Source organism: Dethiosulfovibrio peptidovorans, from assembly GCA_002748665.1.
Classification (GTDB): Bacteria; Synergistota; Synergistia; order Synergistales; family Dethiosulfovibrionaceae; genus Dethiosulfovibrio; species Dethiosulfovibrio peptidovorans_A.
In genome coordinates, this window is the sequence record PDTB01000026.1 from 18519 (window position 1) to 37216 (window position 18698).

Below are 18698 nucleotides of genomic sequence, written 5' to 3' on the forward strand. Positions count from 1 at the left end.
CAGGGCGTTCTAAAGTAGGATAGGTCTCTTGTCTTTATTTCAAAGGGGTTCTTATGAGGTGGATGCCTCTTCTACAGCCAAAAAGTTGCATTTTTAGGGGAACCTCTAGTCGTTTTCCCCTCCTTCTGGTTGCTGTTGCTCCTGAAATTTAATAATATTGCTACTTGTCGTAGAGTCTGTAGCATGATATGATTTGTTTATCACATCTAACAAAAGGGGGTTTATGCGTTGAAACGATCTGCTTGGGTTGTCTGTGCTGTTTGGGCCTGTGTGCTGCTCCTCTCGTCGGTCTCTGTGGCTGCCGAGAAGGTCTCGGTAAATCCCGTGGACGGTAAACCATTCCGTACGGTCTATCCAACCATGGTGATGATCGTAGGGACGTACTGCGAGAACGGCAAAGCTGATATGTCTCTCATCGATCTGGGGGGGCCCCTGAGCAGCAAACCCCATCGAGTTGGGGTAGGGATCAGAAATACGAGAGCTACATACGCTAATATCATGGCGAAACGGGCCTTCACGGTGAACCTGCCCTCCAAAAATTTTGCCTCTGAGGCCGACTATGTTGGGCACCATAGCATGAAGAAGGAGCCTAATCTGGATAAGTTCGCCGTTACGGGATTGACCCCTGTTCGAGCTGAGACGGTGGATGCTCCGGTGGTGAAGGAATATCCCGTCACCATGGAATGTGAGCTTGAACGTTCTCTGGATTTAGGTTCTCATACCCTGTTCATTGGGCTGGTGAAGAAAATATCAATAAACAAGGATGTGCTTAACCCCGAGACCGGTCGGATCGCTCCGGAGAAGTTTAATCCCTTACTTTACAACCGTAATGCAAGGCAATATTATTCCCTGAGTGAGCCTTTGGGTGCGCCAGGGGAGGTCGCTGACCGAAAGTTCAAGTAGACGACTGTTCCGTAACTCAGTGGGAACCCGCCAGATCTGTGGTGGGTTCCTTTTCTGTACCTAAGCGTCGTTTCACCTGTGGCACCCGGCTGGTTTTTCGAGTAGAATGATTGGCAATGTCGGGTTTTCCCGGCGATCTATGTATGGAGAGGACGGGACGAAACTCGATATGGATAACATTCGATATGCTCAGATAAACGGTGTGGAACTTCGCGATCTGAAGGAGCTTGACAGCAGTGACTGCCTGTATAAGGGAACCCTATACTTGGATCAAAAAGAAATCGGTACCCTTCAGGAAGATCGAGACGGGGGACCTATTGTCTTAGATGTACTTCCATGGTATCACGATGTTCTCAAGTCTCGGATCACCGACTACATAAACGCTATGGAATTAGAGGAAGGGGAAGACGACCCCGATCGGGACGTGTTCTTCCTGGACCTGATCGATATGCAGTTGTTTTACGATATGTACCGGGAGGGTGTCGCTGAAGGGTATATGTGCCTGGTGGTGGACATCTCCGGTGATGATATGGAACTCTACAGCGTGGAGACCGAGGACGATGTAGAGGCTCTGGTCAGGGAGAAGGAGATGACGGACTTCGAGGTCTTCGCCTCACCCAAGGATTTCATCGTATCCTGCTAAAAGTACCTTGAGAGGCAAAAAACGAGGCGCCTGACGTTACTTGAAAAACCTCAAAGGGACTGCCCATGATCACTACTCTGGAACGAGTCGATTGTCTTCTCCTTGACGACGATGTGACGGAGGCCCTGCGTCGCTGGGCTCTGTCGTTTGGACCGCAGCTGGATCGGGCCCGGATGATGGTTCGCTCTCTCGCTCATGGGGTGCTTTTGTGGGGTGTTGTCGATCCCGGTGAGCTTGTCTGGACTGGAAGTTGGGGGCCTGACGTGTTGTACCTGGTTCTGGGGGCTGGTACGGTGGGACGAGCGTTGTCTCAAGCGGTCGAGGAGGAAGGACCCTGGCTCAAGTCCATGGCCACGGCTGCTTTGGGTAAGGGGCAGGAACGGTTTTTCCGTCGAGTGGAGGAATGGGCACGGGGTAAACGGCTTCCCGTCGGTTCCTTCTATGCACCGGGATCCGCCGGCGCTCTCCCCCTGACGTTGAATGTTGCGGTGGGACAGTTGCTTCGCCTCGCCGAGATCGACATGATCGTCCATGACGATGGAAGACTGGAGCCGACATATTCCTGGGTGGGTATGGTCCCTTTAGGAAAGGGGAGCGACAGGGTCTCTTTCCTTTGCAGCGAGTGTTCCTATGCTCCTTCATGTCCTCTGCGACGGGACGATCCATAAACATGCTTGATCAAGACGCGACGGCGAGCCCTTTAGGGCCTTGCCGTCGCGTTTATATATGAGGCCTTGCTGGGGTGCCGAAGCTTCTCAGGAGCGAAGCCATCGGGCGACGTCAACCGCTCCATAGGTGATGATGAGATCGGCTCCGGCTCGTCTCAGAGCCAGATGGGCTTCGGTCATTGATCTGTGAGAGTCGAGGGCGCCGGCTCTGGCGGCGTGGCAAAGCATCATGTATTCGCCGCTGACCATGTAGGCAGCTATGGGCAGAAGGGTATCCCCTCGCAAGCGAGCGATTACGTCCATGTACAAAAGGGACGGCTTGACCATGAGGATGTCCGCGCCTTCGGCCTCGTCCTGAAAGGCCTCTCTCAGTGCTTCCCGTCCGTTGGAGGGGGTCATCTGATAGCTTGAGCGGTCGCCGTGTCCAGGAGCACTGTGGGCAGCCTCCCGGAAAGGACCGTAGAAAGCCGAGTGAAACTTGGCCGAGTAGCCCATGATGGCTACGTTGGAGAACCTTGTTTGGTCCAGAGCTTGTCGGATAGCACCGACCTGGCCGTCCATCATGGCTGAGGGGGCTACCATATGAGCTCCGGCTCTGGCGTGACTGATCGCGGTTTCCTCCAGGCGGCGAAGGGAGCTGTCGTTGTCGATGCTCCCGTCATCCCTCAGAAGGCCGCAGTGCCCGTGATCAGTGTATTGGCAAAGACAGACGTCGGTGGCGATGAGAATCGAGGTACCGTATCGCTTGGCCAGATGCGCGACGGCTCTCTGCACAGGACCTTCGTCGTCGCTGGCCGAGCTTCCCCAGGGATCCTTGGCGTCGGGAAGGCCGAAGAGGAGGAAACGATGGATTCCGGCCTCAATAGCGGGAGCCACCACCTCGTCCAGACGATCAACGCTCAGGTGGTCCACACCGTCGAGGGACGATATGGGACGACGAATGCCCTGTCCTTCCACGACGAACAGAGGGAGCATCATGTGTTCGGGACGCAGGTCCGTCTCCCGAATGGACTCAGCCAGAAGGCGGTGTTCCCGAAGGCGTCGGAGCCGACTCGTTGGATAAGTGCATCGAAGCTCGCTCATGATAGGGGGATCCTTCCGGCCTGTCGATAGCTTCCCTTGAATTCCCATGGTTTGTGGAGTTCCGTGTCTCTCATGACCTCATTCCTCTCTCGTTTGTTCTCTGACGTGGCTTGATCAGATCTTCTTTATTTCGCTGTATGAGCACCTTAAGCCCCTCCCAGGAGGGGGTGTCCATGACGAGGGGCTCCCTCTTCAATATGTCTCGAACCGCCTGAGCACACGCCTCGCCCCAAGCGATGAAGGCAACTTCGTTGCCTGTTGGGGCGAATCGCCGGTCCCATGCCTCTACCAGGGCGGCACTTCCGAAGATGACGGCGTGCAGGGGACATTCGTCCCAGCACAGGGGGTAGAGATCCTCCCCTGGAAGAGATGCGTCGTTCATCTCGTAGGCCGAAATTTCGATCACCCGGGTGCCCGCTTTTGCCGCCGCCTCTGGAGGGAGACGGGATGCTCGTTTGTTTCTGAAAAAACACACGGTCTCGCCGGGGTGAAGCGTCTCGCTCAGGGCCTGGGCCAGGCCGTGGGATGTGGATGTCTCAGCTTCCATATCCGGCTGAAGCCCGAGGTCTCGGAGAGACTGGGATGTCCCGGGGCCGATGGAGGCTATTCGCCCCCGGATAGATCGTGGATCAACAGCCTGCGGTATGAGCCTCGCACCTCTTGGGCTGGTGAAGACGAGCCAGTCCGATTCGGTGAGGGTGTCTTGATCCCAGTTTTCCCGAAGCTCTCGAATCTTCAGGAGAGGGAGGCTGTAGCAGTCGGCACCCAGGTTTTCAAGAGCACGAGCGGTCTCCCATGCCTGGGGAGCCGGGCGGACGACCGCCAGTTGAAGCCCTTGAAAAGGTCCCGTTTCGGGATAAAGCCTCAGATCGGTAACGGCCCCAATAGCGAGCATGCTTGGGCTTGGGATGGACGAGTGTCCCAGGTCTTCCAGCGAACAGTCTGTTCTGCTCTGTCGTCCCCATCCGCCCCAATGGACAGCCGAGCACGATGTCTCTGGAGGTACCCCTTTTCGAAGAAGCCCCTCGGCTACGGCATGTGCTGCCGAGGCCCCCATGTAGATGGCTCTGGTCCCTCCCACCGCAGCGATTCTGCTCCACAGGTCGTCGTCAGGGGCGCCGTTGCGGCGGTGCCCCGTCGTCACCGTTGCCGTCTCGGCGGTTCCCCGATGGGTCAGGGGTACTCCGGCTGAACCCAAGGCGGCCACCGCGGCGCTGACCCCGGGAACATACCGCCAGGGGATGCCGTGTTCCTGAAGGAGCAGGGCTTCCTCACCACCCCGTCCGAAGACGAATGGATCTCCTCCCTTGAGTCGAACTACAGTTGTCCCGGAATGTCCCAGGTCCACCAGAAGCCGTCCGATAACCTCCTGGTCCGTGGAGTGGCGGCCCTTTCGTTTACCCACGTAGTGGAGTTGGACTTTCGATTGGGTCCATTGAAGGATGTCGGGGTGAATAAGCCTGTCGTAGATCACGTGATCGGCTTTGCCCAAAAGCTGGACGGCCTCGGCCGTCAGCCATCGGGGGCCGCCGCAGCCGGCACCGGTGAGGTACACCGTCATGGACGGCGCTCCAACATGACTGATGCCTCGGGATGGCGTCGGATTTCCTCAGCCATGGCCCGGCCCATATCCCGGGCTTGAGCGTCGTCGTTCACCGACCACCGTCGCTCGAACACGAATCCCTTTCCATCGGGTGTCAGGGTCTGAGCCCTCAGGATCATTGATGGTCCCTCCCAGGAGGCGCATGCGGCAAAAGGCACGTGACAGCCGACCTGAAGATCCTTGAGGAGTTCCCGTTCTGCCAGGGCGACGAGCCAGGTCGGCCTATGGTTGATGGCCGCGGCTTGTCGAGCCAGCAGCGTTCCTTGTCGCGCCTCCACGGCGATGATGCCCTGACAGGGGGCCGGGAGAAACGGCAAGGTGCAGGTGTTCTCCGGGGTGATCCCCAATCGGTTCAATCCGGCCTGGGCCAGGATGAGGGCGTCTACCTCGCCTGATTCCAGCCTGGCTAACCTGGTATGTACGTTGCCCCGAACCAAGGTACACCGAAGGTCAGGCCTGATTGCGGCCAGTTGAGCGGCTCGTCGGATGCTGGACGTTCCCACGAGCGCACCCTCAGGAAGGCCATCCAGACCTTCCGGTTGCTTTGAGATGAGCAGATCAGCCGACGAACTTCGAGGAAGAACCGCTACAAGTTCCAGCCCCTCAGGCAACACCGACGGGACGTCTTTCAGGCTGTGGACGGCACCGTCGCCCCGTCCCTCGAGTAGAGCCTCCTCCAGACACTTTACGAAGGCCCCGAACCCGCCAAAGGTGGAGAGATGGCGGGTTAAATCTCTGTCGCCGCAGGTCGTTAGCGTCTTTATCTCCACGGGAACTCCCTGTTGCTGAAATGCTTGGGCGACCTCCAATGTCTGAGCTTTGGCCAGAGCGCTCTTTCTGCTGAAAAGAACCGGTCGTTTTCTGCTTCCTGCCAACCAGCTTTGAAGATTCATCTTGAGATCTGCGGAGCTCAGGGGAGCCGTACCAAAACTGCCTACCCCAATGAGGTTCTCCTCAGTACGGAATTGCGCGACGAGAGACCAGTTGCCTAGATCTCCGGCACCACTGCAGTCCATGAGACAACAGGAACCTTCGGCCATTTTAAGGAGTTTCTCTGTCTCCTCCCGAGGAACTGCCAGGACCGCCAGGCGATGTCGCTGGAAGTCCTCAGGCTGGGCGCATCGTTGGTGCCAGGTAATCTGTTTTCGAGATACCAGGCTCAGGAGGCCCATTGTGGCATGAGGCGAGACCAGGGTGACGTCGAACTGAGCGCTGAGCAATGTGCGGATTTTTCGCTCGCCGACGTCTCCACCACCGACGACCAACACAGGTCCAAGAGTTGCGTCCATAGCGACCATCAAGGAGTATTTACGGTTCATAAGGGTCCCTCCAGGCAAGGTGTTGTCTCTCTGAGTACCGAGAGCAGGGCTTTGTCAGCTTGGGTACGAAGGCCTTACGGCAACGTCCCCTCTCGACGATGGAGCAGGAGAATGGACAGATAGGACGCACACGGAGATGTGGCGTCGAAGCCCGTAACGATATTTTCCGAAGACCACCCGGCCCGATCAATCCGGGTGACCGATCCCCATGGACCGGTCTCAGCGAGGAGACGAGGCAGGGTGTCCCCCAGTGGCGAAAGCTTGTACAGAGCTGCGGCGTCTGATGCCATAAGGGACTGAACCAGGTCATCGTAGGAGGCCGTTCCGGGCAGGATCGAAAGTCGCTCTTCGCCCATGGCTAAAAAGCGTGCGACTCGAGCGGCGGCCAGAGAATGAGCTGAGATCCCGGGTATCAGGCGGAGCTCCATAGCTGGGGCCACTGTTCGCCATTGCCGGTAGAGCCATGCGACGGTGGAGTAGAGAGTTGCGTCGCCGATGACTGGGATGGCGATAGTCTCAGCCTCTTCCCAGAGGGAGCGTAGCGCCTCGATCTGTCGCCGGATTGCTGGATCCCGCTCGTCCTCCCGTCCCTTCATGGGAAAGACCACAGGTGTCCATTCACGTGATAGGTGCCGCTTCACGATGTTCCCCGCCACGCTCTCGGCTCCCTCTTTCGCCAGAGGAAGAAGAACGAGGTCGGCCTCTTTCAGAGCCCGGATGGCTCCCACGGTTACGAGGTCGGGGTCGCCGGGGCCCACCCCGATACCCAATAAAACCTGTCTCATGTCCTCGTCCTTTCGCTGTCGTATCCTCTAGTGTCCACCAGAAGTCCGTTTCGATACATCGTGTCGGTTCCCGGGAGGAGGATAAGGGTTCGCATGTCCACGGCCTCAGCGGAGAGGTCTTTCAGGTCCATGGAGACGATGGATTCATCGGGACGACCAGCGTCCCGAATCAGCCAGACGGTCTGTCCCTCTCTGCCCTCGTAAGCTTTTTTCACTCGGTTGAGCTTGGCCTCCAGAGCTCGACGAACCGGGTTGTACAGAGCCACCGTCAACCCGGTGGAGACGGCCCCATCCAGGGCTCGCTCGATGGCCTTCCATGGCTGAAGATAGTCCGACAGGGACAGGAGGATGAGGCCGTTGGCGTATGGTGCTCCCAGAGTCGCCCCGGCCACCTGTGCTGCCGAGAGGCCGGGAACCACGGTCACGGCGGTTGATCCAGACATGTTGCGGGTCAGTCCCGCCATGCCGAAGAGGATGGGGTCCCCTCCCGATACGAGAGCCACTCGATAGCCCCGGTCGGCGAGGTCAAGAGCCGATCGAACCCGAGCTTCTTCCTGTCCCATATCGTAGCGCTCCACCCGCTTTCCACGGAGCCATTCCGACGGCACCTGGTCGACGTAGAGATGATACCCCACCACGACATCGGCGTCCTGAATCGTCTCTTTGGCCTGAGCTGTGAGGTATCGTCGGCCGCCGGGCCCCAGCCCCACAACGGTCAGGTGTCCCGGAATCCTGGCTGGATATCTGGCCAGAGCTACGGTCACCCCATCGCTCGCGACGCGGGGGCCAAGAAGAGATCCCGCCGATGCGGCGCAGGGTTCGGCCACTCCTGGAAGCCCCAGATGTCGTTGAGACGCTGAGGGCGTGAAGGGGCCCTCCATGGTTCGAATCTCGTCGTCGTCCACGACGAGGAGCGGAACGTTCAGTTCCTGAGCGAGGGCAGAGAGGCCCGACTCGTCGGCCTTCAGGGCGATGGTCCTGATCTCCCTGAGCCCCTGAATGAGGAATCCCTGAGCGCTCAGCGCCGTCTCCAGGATCTCTCGAATGGTTTGAAGAGGCGTTCCACGCCGGCAGCCGATCCCGGCGACGAGGGACGGCGGTATAAGCTGAACCTGGTGGGGAGAGAGGTCTCTCTGTCGGGGTGAGACCACGACATCGGCCGTATCGGGGTTGTCTCCCGGAACGTAGCGCTCAGGGAAGGGAGGTGTGACCTCGTCAGGGTCGATCCAGAAACTCAGGTCTCGCCCATCCAGAAGAGCTCCGTTCGTCGCGATCAAGGCTTTTCGACCGATCAGACTCCAGCCCCATCGGTGGCACAGGAGGTCCGGTGCCCCGGCGTAGATCCTGTCGGTGGATGTAGTCAGGATGAGATCGGCATCCAGAGTTGCCGCGAGTCGTCGGGCGAGGTCGGTCCCTCCGCCCAGGTGAGCGCCCGTGATGGGGATGACCATGGAGCCATCCTCGGTGATGACCAGCACCGCCGGGTCACTGGCCTTATCCCGAAGGAGCGGGGCCACCACTCGAACGGCCACGCCGATAGATCCTACGAGGACGATAGCCTCAGACGAAGGCCACGCCTGGGCTACAGCTGAGCGAAGCCCCTCCTTGGGGGGACGTATCAGTTGGCCGTTGAGTGCCTGAGCTGCTACTTGTCCGGTCTGCTCGCCTCTGGAGGAGACCACGAAGACGGAGACTGTCACGATTTTGCCTTCCTGAAGCGATGGGAGAAGGAGCTGTCATACAGGAGGCTGGTTGTACCTTCGGGGTTCAGGCATCGGCCCACGACCATGAGGGCGTGGCGGTCGATACCCCGATCCTCCATAGCATGGGCGAGGCCACGAAGATCGGATCGGAGCACAACTTGATCGGGCCAGGTTGCCCGATAAACACAGGCCGCAGGGGTCTCAGGGGAGAGGCCCCCGTCCATAAGGTCCTGGGTTACCCTTCCCGCCTGTTTCGAGCTGAGAAAGAGGACCATCGTGGCCTCATGAGCTGCCAGAGCCGGCAGGGTCTCAGACTGAGGAACTGGGGTTCGACCGGTTCGTCTGGTGCAGATCAGAGTCTGAGTCTCGCCGGGAACGGTGTACTGAATTCCCAGCACGGATGCGGCAGCCTGAAGGCTACTCACTCCCGGAACGAATCGAACCCTCAGTCCCTCCCGTTCGAGAAGAGCTTTTTGCTCGGCAACGGCTCCGTACAGACTGGGATCTCCCGTGTGAAGCCGGACCACCGTTTTACCGTTTCTGGCCGCATCGACCATGGTCTGTACCTGCTCATCCAGATTCAGGGGTGCTGAGTCCACTGTTTTGCACTCAGGCCGGCAAAATCGAAGGATTTCGGGGTTTACTAAACTACCGGCGTAGAGCACCAGGTCGGCATGCTCCAGAAGTTCCTTGCCTCGGATGGTGATCAGGTCGGGGGCACCTGGTCCAGCACCGACGACGTACACTGTAGGCCTGACGTCTGGTTTTGTCATGGAATGAGTCTCCTTTCTCGTCGAGAGGTCATTGTCGTCCCCGATCTCCCCAGATCAGAAAGGTCGGATTCATCGCTCGAAGCATCCAACCGGCGTTGGTCTTGTGTCCCACTGAGGGGGCCACCTGCCACATGGAGGGGGATAGCCCCAGAGCATCCATGGTCTCCATAGCCTGCACAGCGGTAGTGGGCATGTTGGCCGTGATGAGAAGCCGTCCTCCCGGAGCCAGTCCGTGAGCTGTGGCTGTCAATACAGCCGGCAGATCCCCGCCGTGGCCGCCGATCACGGCTCGGGTGAGGAGAGGAATCCCTTCTAAGGCTTGTGGAGCGTGCCCTTCGATCAGGGTCACAGCTTCGTCCAGGCCAAGGGCCTTCAGGTTTCTCCTGGCTGCGGCGATGGCGTCGGGGGAGGGGTCCATAGAGTACACGTGTCCGAAACGAACGTGTCGGGCCAGCTCTGCCGTAATACCCCCCGTGCCTGTGCCCACCTCACCCACCACCTGGCCTGTCAGAGGTTGCAAGAGAGCTGTGACCAACGCTCGGATAGGCATCTTGGTCAGAGGAACGCCCTGAACTCGGACGAAGGATTCCTCGGGAAATGGGCCGATCATCTCAGGGCCTCCAGGATCGTCACGGTCAGAGATGGCCAGAATACCGATGCCTGAGCGAGGGACGAAAGAGTCCAGCTCTGGATTTGTTCGTCGTCCAGTCCCAGGTTTGACAGGGTCCAGCACGGCCTGTCCTGGCTCCCCATGTCCAGCAAGGCCTGAGCCGCCGATGCCGGGGTGTTGGCGCCTCCGGTGAGGATACCTGCCGGTCGATGAGACTGATCGGCAGCCTTCCGGAGCTCCTCAATGGAACGCCCATGGACACTGAGAAACAACGCTTCCTGCCAGGGGAGACCCAGCCTGGCGAAGGCCAGAGGGATCGAACCCAGGCCGGGGATCATCTCCACCTCGTCTCGGGGCAGCGAAGCTGCCAGGGTGGTCCCCAGGCTGTAGAAACAGGGGTCTCCCGATACGAGGATCGCCATTCGGACCCCGGGACGACGCGTTCGAGCGAGATCCACGGCCTGGATGTAGGTCCCCGATACGGGGATTGTGCTCTTGTCGGGCATGTCACGAAACATCTCGAGCAGACGGGGAGCCCCTACCAGCACGTGAGCTTCCTGTATAGCTCTCAGGGCTACCGGCAGAAGGTAGTCCCGGGAACCGGGCCCCACCCCTACGATGTACACTTTGTCCATACACTCGCCTCCGTGAGATTTTCCGGCCAGGTCCCCAGGATGTTCCCGGCCAGGTCGGTCAGAGCTGTCGCGATATCCACACGGCCTTCCAGGAGATCTCGGGATCGCTCGGCCGCACGTCGGGCGATGTGGCCGAACGCCTCCTCCAGCCCGTCCCGCTGGAGGATCGCCACCGCTGCCTCGGCCAGCTTGAGGTCCAGAATTTCCCGGACGGTTCCGGCCGAGGCACCGCAGGCTCCCGCCCAGGCAGCCACGGTCTCAAGCCTGGCGTCCCCGGATCGGTAGTTTGTGTCGAACAGGCCGGCTGCTACCTTTGTCAGCTTTCCTATGTGCCCCAGGAGGACGACCTTGGAGATATCCTCCTTGAGACACCGTTTCAGGGTGTAGCCGACCTTGTCGCCTGTCTTGACGATTCGTCCCTTCGGAACGGAGAATCGCTCGGTCAGGATTTTCTCCCCGATGTAGCCCAGTGGGAGGAAGAGAGCTCCATCGCCGATCTCCTGTCGAGCTACCCGGACGTACAGATCGATCGATGCCTCCCATGCCGCTGTGGACTTGGGTTCTACTATACCGGTGGTCCCGATCACAGAGATACCTCCTTCGATGCCCAGCCGGGGATTCCAGGTTTTCTGGGCGAGTTCTTCTCCATCGGGGATGAAGACCTCCACCTCGAGCCCTCGCCCCGGCGGAGTCAGGGGCTTCAGATCCCGGGCGATCATCCGCCGGGGGGTGGGGTTGATGGCGGCTTCCCCTGGAGGCATGGGGAGCCCCGGCTTGGTGACGGTTCCCACACCCAGGCCCCCGATGATGTGAATTCCCGGCTCATCCACAATTCGGACGGTACAGCAGAAACGATGCCCGTCTGTGACATCGGGGTCGTCGCCGGATTGCTTCACCACGCAGCACGAAGCCCACCCGTCACCGAGTTTCACGTCGATCAGGGGAAGCTCCAGGTCCATGCCGTTGGGAAGCTCCAGGGGAACGGACGCCATAGACTTGCCCGAGACCGCCATGATAGCCGCTCCTTTTGCGGCCCCGTGGACCGAGGTTCCTGAGGTGAAGCCTCGCTGAAGTCCTCCGATCGAGCCCAGAGCCTTCAGTGGATCGATCATGATTTCAAGGCCAACTTGACCAGGGCATTGACGATAGAGGCGGCGACGGGACTTCCTCCCTTGGGCCCCGGAGCTGTGATGGACGGGTAGTCCAGGTCAATGAGCTCCTGATGGGATTCGGCTGCTCCCACGAAACCGATGGGCATGCCGATGACAAGGGCAGGGTGAGCCTCTTCGGCCCTGATCCTGTCGATCACCTCAAAGAGGGCTGTCGGGGCGTTTCCTATGGCGATTATCGCCCCGTCCATGTAGGACACGGCTTTTCTCATAGCCATCTGGGATCGTGTGGCGTTTTCAGTGCTCTTGGCCATCTCGGTCACGTCGGGGTCGTTGAGAAAGGTGAGAACCTCGCTACCCAGAGACTGGATTCCCTGTTTCCGGATCCCAGCTCGGACCATCTCCACGTCGGTAATGACAGGAGATCCGTTTCTCAATGCCGTCAACCCCGACTCGATGGCTCTGGGGTGGATATACAGGCTGAGGCCAAACTCCACGTCGGCCGTGGCATGGGCCACCCTGGTCACGATGGCCTTCTCCTGTTCGGTTCCGTGGAAGGGGCCCATTTTCTCGTGCAGGATCCTGAAGCTTTTGGCTTCGATCTCCGATGGCGTCATAAATCGTCGCATCATGATCGTCTCCTCCTGTCTCTCATCGTTGAGTTTTCAAAGAAAGGGCAGGCCTGGTACCCTGTGTGTCAATTCCTGGCTGCCCTTGTGTTGCGCCACGAGAGGGCCGCTTCGAGGAATCGCTTCGGAATAGATGGATCGCTGGCGAAGTGGATGTGCAGGTAGCTGGCCAGGACGTTGGCCGTAGCCAGTCCTTCCTCGGTGACGCCGTCCCCTTTGATCAGTCGCAGAGCTGCTTGATGCGGGGGGCCTTCGTAGGCTGACCAGTGGAAAACGTGACCTTTGATCCTGGTACCGGCCGGTCCGAGGATCGTATCGACCAGAGTTTGTCCGTCACAATATCCCAGGGCACGGCGTTTTTTCCCCAGGGTCATCCGACCGGGGAAGAACCCAACCATGGAGTGTTCATGCCCGTCCTGCGTCTCAATTCGGTCCACGAGGTACATCAATCCGCCGCATTCGGCGTAGATCGGCATTCCTTGACGGGCTTTGTCCAGGATATCGGCCCTCATACATCGGTTCGCCTCGAGTTCGGGTGCCCCGAGCTCGGGATAGCCACCGCCTAGGTACAGACAGTCGGCCTCCTGTGGAAGGTGACTGTCAGTCAGGGGACTGAACGGAACGATCCGTGCTCCCTGATATTCCAGCAAGTCCAGGTTGTCCTGATAGTAAAAATGGAACGCTCGGTCCATGGCCACAGCTACGGTGACGGTCGGTTTTTTTGGCGCTTCGGCAAAAAGCCTCGTCGTGTAGGGAGGCAGATCGGGTACGTCTGTTGCCAGGGCCATAAGAGCATCGAGGTGTATATGTCGCTCAACCAGATCGACCAGTCGGTCGAGGGAGGCGGCGAAGTCGTCCTGTTCCCAGGCTGAAACCAGGCCGAGATGGCGTTCCGGTACTGCTACCAGGGGTTCTCTTGGGATGTACCCCAACACGGTTGTCGAACTGGCTGAATCGATTGCCTGAGTGATCATCTCGGCATGACGGGGGCTTCCGATCCGGTTCAGGATCACTCCAGCCACGGGGACTGACGGGTCAAAAGTGGCAAATCCGTGGACGACGGCGGCGGCGCTTCGGGCCATGGCCCGGGCGTCCAGAACGAGAACCACCGGTGTTTGAGACATACGAGCGAGGCTGGCCGCACTTCCCCGATCGTCAAGGCCGGATGCACCGTCGAAGAGCCCCATGACGCCCTCAATCAATGTTAGATCGGCTCCTCGGGTACCTCGATCTATCAGCTCCAATACGGCATCCTGGGTCAGAAGCCTGGAATCCAGGTTGCGGCAGGGGCGTCCTGATGCGATGCTGTGGTATCCTGGGTCGATGTAGTCCGGTCCCGTCTTGAATGTTTGAACCGAGGTCCCTAGGCGACTCAGGGCGGCGGCTAGGCCCATGAGGACGGTCGTTTTCCCCGAACCGCTGTGGGTTCCCGCCACGATCAGCCGAGGCAGGCTCATCGTTCGATTCCCACTCGGGCGAGTACGCCGTCTCGGTAGTGGTGCTGTATGGCCCGCATCTCCGTGACCACGTCAGCTGCGCCCATCACGGATGGCGGAGCCCCTCGTCCCGTGAGAATGAGCTCCACTGATTCGGGCTTACGGTGTATAAGGTCCAGGACCTGCCCCTCCGAGAGCAGCCCCTTGGACAGGGCGACTAAAATTTCGTCGGCCACGACAAGGTCATACCCCTGGTACAGGGCATCGGAGAGTCTGAGCATTCCAGCTTGGGCCATGTGTCGATCCCTCTCGGTCATGGGGCTGCCGATTTGCCTCTGGGCTCCGTAGAGCTCGGTGACGACCCGAGGGGCGAAGATCTGCAACGCGTCGATCTCCCCAGAATTCCGGCTCTTGAGAAACTGGCCGACATACACCGAAAATCCCGCTCCCAGGGCGCGCAATGCCTGACCTATTGCGGCGGTGGTCTTGCCTTTTCCATCTCCTGTGTTGACTGTTATGTAGCCTCGTTCCACCGGGCGTTTCGCTCCTTTCCCTGGACGGTCTTCTCCTGTACACTTTCAGTGTGTGTTGATCGTCCTTTGTGTTATTGTACCCTTTTTGTGAAAGGAATGAGCGACACGACACGAGGGGTGCATGTGTTCGTGAGAGAAAAGAGGGCGTAAGGGGTGAGATGAACCATGGATGTGGCCGGGCTGCATCGGCTGTGCACGAAGGATCGACGAGGCGACTACGTATTAGAACGGGAGACGGCCCTTCAAAAATTGGAGGGCCTTCCTGGGTGGCCGTCTCTGGATGAGATCCTGGACAGGATGAGACGGTGGTGTTTGTCCATGGGGATCAAACGGGACGGTGATAGTTTTTCTTTTCAGGACGTCCATGGTGCTGTCCCCTTCACTGGTTCAGCGACCCGGTTTGGTGACGAGCTCAGCGTCCTCCTGGTGGTTCTCGGTCAAGGACGACAGCGGTATCGGATTCTGGGGCTCTGGGGTGAGTATCGCTGGTCCGTCTGTTATCAGGAGCCATTTTTGGCCGAGTGGCGAAGCTATCCCAGTGGTGAGCGGTGGTGGGGTATCCCGAATCGAGACTGGTGCGATGAGCGGGAGGCTCGGTCTCGATACGATTGGCTGTGTCGCCGTCGCCAAATTCATCGAGTCCGCTTGCTGTACGACGGCAAGGTCGTGGATGAGCATCTGTCGGGGAATCGATGATGGATGGACGGACGGAGGAAAACATGGGTGCATTGATGCTTCAGGGAACATCGTCGGACGTGGGCAAGAGCGTTCTTGCCACCGGTTTGTGTCGGATCTTTTTCAGACGGGGCCTGTCCGTGGCACCGTTCAAGGCTCAGAATATGGCGCTGAACTCCTATGTTACCCTGGATGGTGGCGAGATGGGGCGAGCTCAGGTCGATCAGGCTCGGGCTGCGGGGATCGAGCCTGCCGTGGAGATGAACCCGGTACTCCTGAAACCCGAGGGACATTCCCGATCTCAGGTCGTGGTTATGGGACATCCTGAGTATCGGATGTCGGCTCTTGACTACCATGTCAGGAAAGACCGGCTTTGGGGCGTTGTGACTCAGGCTCTGGAGGAACTTCGTCGGTGCTACGATCTCCTGATCGTTGAAGGGGCCGGAAGTCCTGCTGAGATTAACCTGAAGGCCAACGATATCGTGAACATGAGAGTAGCCGTCCACCTGAACGCTCCCGTCCTTCTCGTTGGGGATATCGATAGGGGAGGAGTTTTCGCCTCCCTTTACGGAACCCTGGCTCTCCTGCCCGAATCGGAGCGTGAGCTGGTAAAGGGATTCCTCATCAATAAGTTTCGAGGGGACATCTCCCTTGTTACCTCGGGACTGCATATGCTCAGGGACCTCACCGACAGACCCACCTTGGGGGTCATCCCCTATCTTGAGAACCTGGGCGTGGCCCAGGAAGACTCGGTTTTTCTCGAGGGCCATAATCGACTCTCCAGAGGACGATTTGATCTCGTGGCTATCCGATATCCTCGAATATCCAACTACGACGATCTGGATGCACTGGCTATGGAACCCGATGTGGGTATTCGGTTTGTGGATCGTCCCCAAGATCTGGGGGAGCCGAGCGCCATCATCCTTCCGGGATCGAAGAGTACCGTTGCCGATCTCCTCTGGATGCGTAAAACTGGGCTGGAACGTGCTATTTTGGAGCGTGCGGGGGCCGGAACGCCTCTTGTGGGAATCTGCGGCGGCTTTCAGATGATGGGGCGGAGTATCCGGGATGAGACCGGTGCGGAGAGCTCCCTTCAAAACGTATCTGGTATGGGACTTCTGGAGGGGGATACCGATTTTGCTCCGGTTAAACGGACCGTTCGAGTTCGAGGGGTAGTGGCTGCCGATTGCGGTGACCTGAAAGAAATTCGGGGCAGCCAGGTGGAGGGATACGAGATCCACATGGGACAGACCAGATCATCGTCTCCTCTGCTGCTTTTGGAGGAAGGGAGGCCCGATGGGGCCTGTTCGCCCGACGGTCGGCGGTGGGGAACCTACGTCCACGGCCTTTTTGACCTGCCCGAGTTCAGGAGGGGCTGGCTTCGGTCCCTGGGGTGGACTCCTGCGGGGGAAGCCCTGTCACTGAGGGAGTATCGGGAACGGGCTTTTGACCGATTAGCTGACTATATGGAGGCGCACATGGACATGACGGCGCTGGAGAGGATCCTGGGCCTGTGAGGTCGTTTGCCGTTTTTGAGATGGGAGATATCGTGGTCGGGGTTTTGCATCTGGAGGTGCCGTCATGATGGTTTCCGTTGTGATTCTGGCTCTGGCGGTCGTGTGGGATCTGTGTCTCGGTGAGCCTCCGTCAGGAGTTCATCCCGTCTGCTGGATGGGCCGGTGGATCGACTGTCTGTGGTCTCGTCGTCCCCCGACCGGACTCTCTTTGCTTATCTACGGCGGAGGAATCGTCCTTTCGGGGGGGGGGGCTTGTTGGGCTCTGGGGAACGCTGTGTCCCAACTGCCTCTGATCCTGTTCGTTCCCCTGTCTGCCTGGTTGCTCAAGGGAAGCGCCTCTGCCTCGGCGTTGTGGGAGGCCGGTCGGTCCGTTCGGAACGCCCTGAAGCGAGATCTGAGGCGGGCCCGTCGGGAACTCGGAACCCATCTGGTGAGTCGGGACACTCGCCTTCTCTCCAGGTCGGAGGTGGCCGGTGCTGCCGTGGAGTCACTGACGGAGAATCTGGCCGACGGGTGGGTCGCCCCTCTGATGGCCTACGCTCTGTTTGGTTTGTCGGGTGCCTTGGTCTACCGGTTCGTGAACACCTGCGACTCCATGCTGGGGTATCGTTATGGTGACTTCGAGCTTGGTGGCAAGGCTGCCGCTCGGTTGGATGACCTGCTGAGCTATCTGCCGTCACGAGTGGCCTCGGCGTTGCTTCTGCTTGGGGCTGCCTCGGAGGGGTTAAACTGGCGTCGGGGATTGAGAACTGTCCTGTCGCAGCATCGTCGTACCGCCAGCCCCAACGCCGGATGGCCCATGGCGGCCATGGCGGGGGCCCTTGGTGTCACCCTGTCCAAACGGGGTGTCTATAGATTGTGCGGCGGCCCCCATCAGCCTGGTATCGATCATCTTTCCAGTACAATGGCGGTTTTGACTCGGGCTCAGGGTATGATGGTCGTCCTGGCTGCGCTTCTGGTGCTGGCGTCATGAGGCCCCGTCCTGTCCCGTCGGTTCTTGACCTGGCTCCCGTGATTCACGGCGGTCTGAACTACGGCGAATTGTCGGCCCGGGGGCTCTCTCCCCAGGACGTGCTCGACTTCAGCGTCTCGGTCAATCCCATGCCACCCCACGTGGCTGTTTTGAAAGCCGCTCGAGAGGCTGATACGAGTCGTTATCCCGACCGATCCTGTGGGGCTCTTAGGGCCGCTCTGTCCGACCTGACTGGTGTGGATCCCTCGTCGATACTCGTTACCAACGGAGCCTCTCAGGCTATCTGGCTGACGGCCTCGGTTTTCCTCTGTCCGGGACGAAAGACCGCGATCGTGAGTCCGGCCTACGGCGAGTACGCCCAGGCCTCCGTGGTCAGAGGTGCCGTCGTGGAGCTCTGGAACGCGCGGTCCGTCATGATGGATCAGGCTTCCCTTCCCGCCTTTTTTGGGAAAAAAATGACGAAGGAGGTGCCCGACCTCCTCTGGATATGCTCGCCCAACAACCCCACAGGATACGTGATGGATCGGGACCAGGTGGAAGCCCTCCTGAACGTGGTTCGGGAGGCTCCCACGCTGATCGTGGTGGACGAGGCATACCGAAATTTCCTGGCGGCTCCGTCGGACCTGACGCCTCTTCTCGCCTCGGGGCAACTCCTTCTCCTTCGCTCCATGACCAAGGATTATGGCCTGCCCGGCGTTCGTCTGGGGTATGTTTTGGGAGCGTCGGATGCCGTCGCCGCGATGGAGACCGTCCAGCCCGATTGGAGCGTAAGCGCTCAGGCCCAGGCCGTGGGCTTGGCTCTCCTTCGTCATGGCGACCATTACCGAGCTCAGTGGGCAGAGCTGCGCTGTGAGCGAGCCCGTCTTGTCAGGGAGCTGATGGACCGGGGCGTGACCGTGTGTCCAGGTGAGGCTAATTTCATCCTCTGTCGTCATCCCGAGAGCGCCCGTCTCATAGAAAACCTTCGAGATCGAGGCATCATGCTCCGTGACTGTCGCTCGTTCGGTCTGGACGGCTGGTTTCGGATCGGGGTGAAGGCTCGAGAGGACAATGAACGGCTGTTGGCCGAAATAGATCGTTTCTTGAATCGAGAGGAGTGAG

The 18698-nt window shown here is 59.3% G+C and carries 19 protein-coding genes; 7 read left to right on the forward strand and 12 right to left on the reverse strand.

The window, feature by feature from the left end:
• Positions 1-228 precede the first annotated feature (228 nt).
• The 3 genes from CSA35_07840 (at position 229) to CSA35_07850 (ending at position 2214) form a co-directional block, all read left to right on the forward strand.
• The gene (locus CSA35_07840) at positions 229-903 is read left to right on the forward strand and encodes a flavoredoxin (GenBank protein PIE54067.1); all 675 of its coding nucleotides are present in this window, start codon (positions 229-231) and stop codon (positions 901-903) included.
• Between the two features lie 139 nt (positions 904-1042).
• A complete protein-coding gene (locus CSA35_07845) occupies positions 1043-1546 on the forward strand; it encodes a hypothetical protein (protein ID PIE54068.1) in 504 nt (167 codons plus the stop codon).
• A 65-nt stretch (positions 1547-1611) separates the two neighbouring features.
• The gene (locus CSA35_07850) at positions 1612-2214 is read left to right on the forward strand and encodes a hypothetical protein (GenBank protein ID PIE54069.1); all 603 of its coding nucleotides are present in this window, start codon (positions 1612-1614) and stop codon (positions 2212-2214) included.
• Between the two features lie 87 nt (positions 2215-2301).
• Here the strand turns inward: CSA35_07850 and CSA35_07855 are convergent, their stop codons facing one another.
• From CSA35_07855 to CSA35_07910, 12 genes are all read right to left on the reverse strand, one after another.
• Positions 2302-3297, reverse strand: a complete 996-nt coding sequence (locus CSA35_07855; GenBank protein PIE54070.1) for a porphobilinogen synthase — start codon at positions 3295-3297, stop codon at positions 2302-2304.
• Between the two features lie 70 nt (positions 3298-3367).
• On the reverse strand, positions 3368-4858 hold the full coding sequence (gene cobA / locus CSA35_07860; GenBank protein ID PIE54071.1) for a uroporphyrinogen-III C-methyltransferase: 1491 nt from the start codon (positions 4856-4858) through the stop codon (positions 3368-3370).
• A complete protein-coding gene (locus CSA35_07865; GenBank protein ID PIE54072.1) occupies positions 4855-6219 on the reverse strand; it encodes a hydroxymethylbilane synthase in 1365 nt (454 codons plus the stop codon). Before CSA35_07865 ends, cobA begins: the two co-directional genes overlap by 4 nt.
• 74 nt (positions 6220-6293) lie before the next feature.
• Positions 6294-7004 (reverse strand): cobalt-precorrin-2 C(20)-methyltransferase, encoded by a 711-nt coding sequence (locus CSA35_07870; GenBank protein ID PIE54073.1) that lies wholly within the window; start codon positions 7002-7004, stop codon positions 6294-6296.
• The gene (locus tag CSA35_07875; protein PIE54074.1) at positions 7001-8704 is read right to left on the reverse strand and encodes a hypothetical protein; all 1704 of its coding nucleotides are present in this window, start codon (positions 8702-8704) and stop codon (positions 7001-7003) included. Before CSA35_07875 ends, CSA35_07870 begins: the two co-directional genes overlap by 4 nt.
• Complete coding sequence (gene cobM / locus CSA35_07880) at positions 8701-9480, reverse strand: precorrin-4 C(11)-methyltransferase (GenBank protein ID PIE54075.1); 780 nt, start codon at positions 9478-9480, stop codon at positions 8701-8703. Before cobM ends, CSA35_07875 begins: the two co-directional genes overlap by 4 nt.
• A gap of 28 nt (positions 9481-9508) precedes the next feature.
• Positions 9509-10090, reverse strand: coding sequence for a hypothetical protein (locus CSA35_07885; GenBank protein ID PIE54076.1), 582 nt, complete (start codon positions 10088-10090; stop codon positions 9509-9511).
• Positions 10087-10725, reverse strand: a complete 639-nt coding sequence (gene cbiE / locus CSA35_07890) for a precorrin-6y C5,15-methyltransferase (decarboxylating) subunit CbiE (GenBank protein ID PIE54077.1) — start codon at positions 10723-10725, stop codon at positions 10087-10089. The genes CSA35_07885 and cbiE overlap by 4 nt, the downstream gene beginning before the upstream one ends.
• Positions 10704-11837, reverse strand: a complete 1134-nt coding sequence (gene cbiD / locus CSA35_07895; GenBank protein PIE54078.1) for a cobalamin biosynthesis protein CbiD — start codon at positions 11835-11837, stop codon at positions 10704-10706. Before cbiD ends, cbiE begins: the two co-directional genes overlap by 22 nt.
• On the reverse strand, positions 11834-12466 hold the full coding sequence (locus CSA35_07900; GenBank protein PIE54079.1) for a precorrin-8X methylmutase: 633 nt from the start codon (positions 12464-12466) through the stop codon (positions 11834-11836). Before CSA35_07900 ends, cbiD begins: the two co-directional genes overlap by 4 nt.
• Before the next feature lie 65 nt (positions 12467-12531).
• Entirely contained in the window at positions 12532-13920 is a 1389-nt protein-coding gene (locus tag CSA35_07905; protein ID PIE54080.1) for a cobyrinic acid a,c-diamide synthase, read from the reverse strand.
• The gene (locus CSA35_07910) at positions 13917-14432 is read right to left on the reverse strand and encodes a cob(I)yrinic acid a,c-diamide adenosyltransferase (protein ID PIE54081.1); all 516 of its coding nucleotides are present in this window, start codon (positions 14430-14432) and stop codon (positions 13917-13919) included. The genes CSA35_07905 and CSA35_07910 overlap by 4 nt, the downstream gene beginning before the upstream one ends.
• A 165-nt stretch (positions 14433-14597) precedes the next feature.
• On the opposite strand from CSA35_07910, the gene CSA35_07915 reads away from it, so the two are divergent.
• From CSA35_07915 to CSA35_07930, 4 genes are all read left to right on the forward strand, one after another.
• Positions 14598-15128 (forward strand): hypothetical protein, encoded by a 531-nt coding sequence (locus CSA35_07915; protein PIE54082.1) that lies wholly within the window; start codon positions 14598-14600, stop codon positions 15126-15128.
• A 35-nt stretch (positions 15129-15163) separates the two neighbouring features.
• Positions 15164-16624, forward strand: a complete 1461-nt coding sequence (locus CSA35_07920) for a cobyric acid synthase CobQ (GenBank protein ID PIE54104.1) — start codon at positions 15164-15166, stop codon at positions 16622-16624.
• A 64-nt stretch (positions 16625-16688) separates the two neighbouring features.
• Positions 16689-17597, forward strand: a complete 909-nt coding sequence (cobD, locus tag CSA35_07925) for a cobalamin biosynthesis protein CobD (GenBank protein PIE54083.1) — start codon at positions 16689-16691, stop codon at positions 17595-17597.
• Positions 17594-18697: a hypothetical protein gene (locus CSA35_07930; GenBank protein ID PIE54084.1), complete on the forward strand. Its 1104-nt coding sequence runs from the start codon at positions 17594-17596 to the stop codon at positions 18695-18697. The genes cobD and CSA35_07930 overlap by 4 nt, the downstream gene beginning before the upstream one ends.
• The last annotated feature ends 1 nt before the right edge of the window (position 18698 follow it).

What these genes read in the sequence shown, in the direction of transcription:
- CSA35_07845 (PIE54068.1), top strand. Translation starts at nt 1,043, where the DNA reads ATGTATGGAGAGGACGGGACGAAACTCGATATGGATAACATTCGATAT.
- CSA35_07850 (PIE54069.1), top strand. Translation starts at nt 1,612, where the DNA reads ATGATCACTACTCTGGAACGAGTCGATTGTCTTCTCCTTGACGACGAT.
- CSA35_07855 (PIE54070.1), bottom strand. Translation starts at nt 3,297, where the DNA reads ATGAGCGAGCTTCGATGCACTTATCCAACGAGTCGGCTCCGACGCCTT.
- cobA (PIE54071.1), bottom strand. Translation starts at nt 4,858, where the DNA reads ATGACGGTGTACCTCACCGGTGCCGGCTGCGGCGGCCCCCGATGGCTG.
- CSA35_07865 (PIE54072.1), bottom strand. Translation starts at nt 6,219, where the DNA reads ATGAACCGTAAATACTCCTTGATGGTCGCTATGGACGCAACTCTTGGA.
- CSA35_07870 (PIE54073.1), bottom strand. Translation starts at nt 7,004, where the DNA reads ATGAGACAGGTTTTATTGGGTATCGGGGTGGGCCCCGGCGACCCCGAC.
- cobM (PIE54075.1), bottom strand. Translation starts at nt 9,480, where the DNA reads ATGACAAAACCAGACGTCAGGCCTACAGTGTACGTCGTCGGTGCTGGA.
- CSA35_07885 (PIE54076.1), bottom strand. Translation starts at nt 10,090, where the DNA reads ATGATCGGCCCATTTCCCGAGGAATCCTTCGTCCGAGTTCAGGGCGTT.
- cbiE (PIE54077.1), bottom strand. Translation starts at nt 10,725, where the DNA reads ATGGACAAAGTGTACATCGTAGGGGTGGGGCCCGGTTCCCGGGACTAC.
- cbiD (PIE54078.1), bottom strand. Translation starts at nt 11,837, where the DNA reads ATGATCGATCCACTGAAGGCTCTGGGCTCGATCGGAGGACTTCAGCGA.
- CSA35_07900 (PIE54079.1), bottom strand. Translation starts at nt 12,466, where the DNA reads ATGATGCGACGATTTATGACGCCATCGGAGATCGAAGCCAAAAGCTTC.
- CSA35_07905 (PIE54080.1), bottom strand. Translation starts at nt 13,920, where the DNA reads ATGAGCCTGCCTCGGCTGATCGTGGCGGGAACCCACAGCGGTTCGGGG.
- CSA35_07915 (PIE54082.1), top strand. Translation starts at nt 14,598, where the DNA reads ATGGATGTGGCCGGGCTGCATCGGCTGTGCACGAAGGATCGACGAGGC.
- CSA35_07920 (PIE54104.1), top strand. Translation starts at nt 15,164, where the DNA reads ATGCTTCAGGGAACATCGTCGGACGTGGGCAAGAGCGTTCTTGCCACC.
- cobD (PIE54083.1), top strand. Translation starts at nt 16,689, where the DNA reads ATGATGGTTTCCGTTGTGATTCTGGCTCTGGCGGTCGTGTGGGATCTG.
- CSA35_07930 (PIE54084.1), top strand. Translation starts at nt 17,594, where the DNA reads ATGAGGCCCCGTCCTGTCCCGTCGGTTCTTGACCTGGCTCCCGTGATT.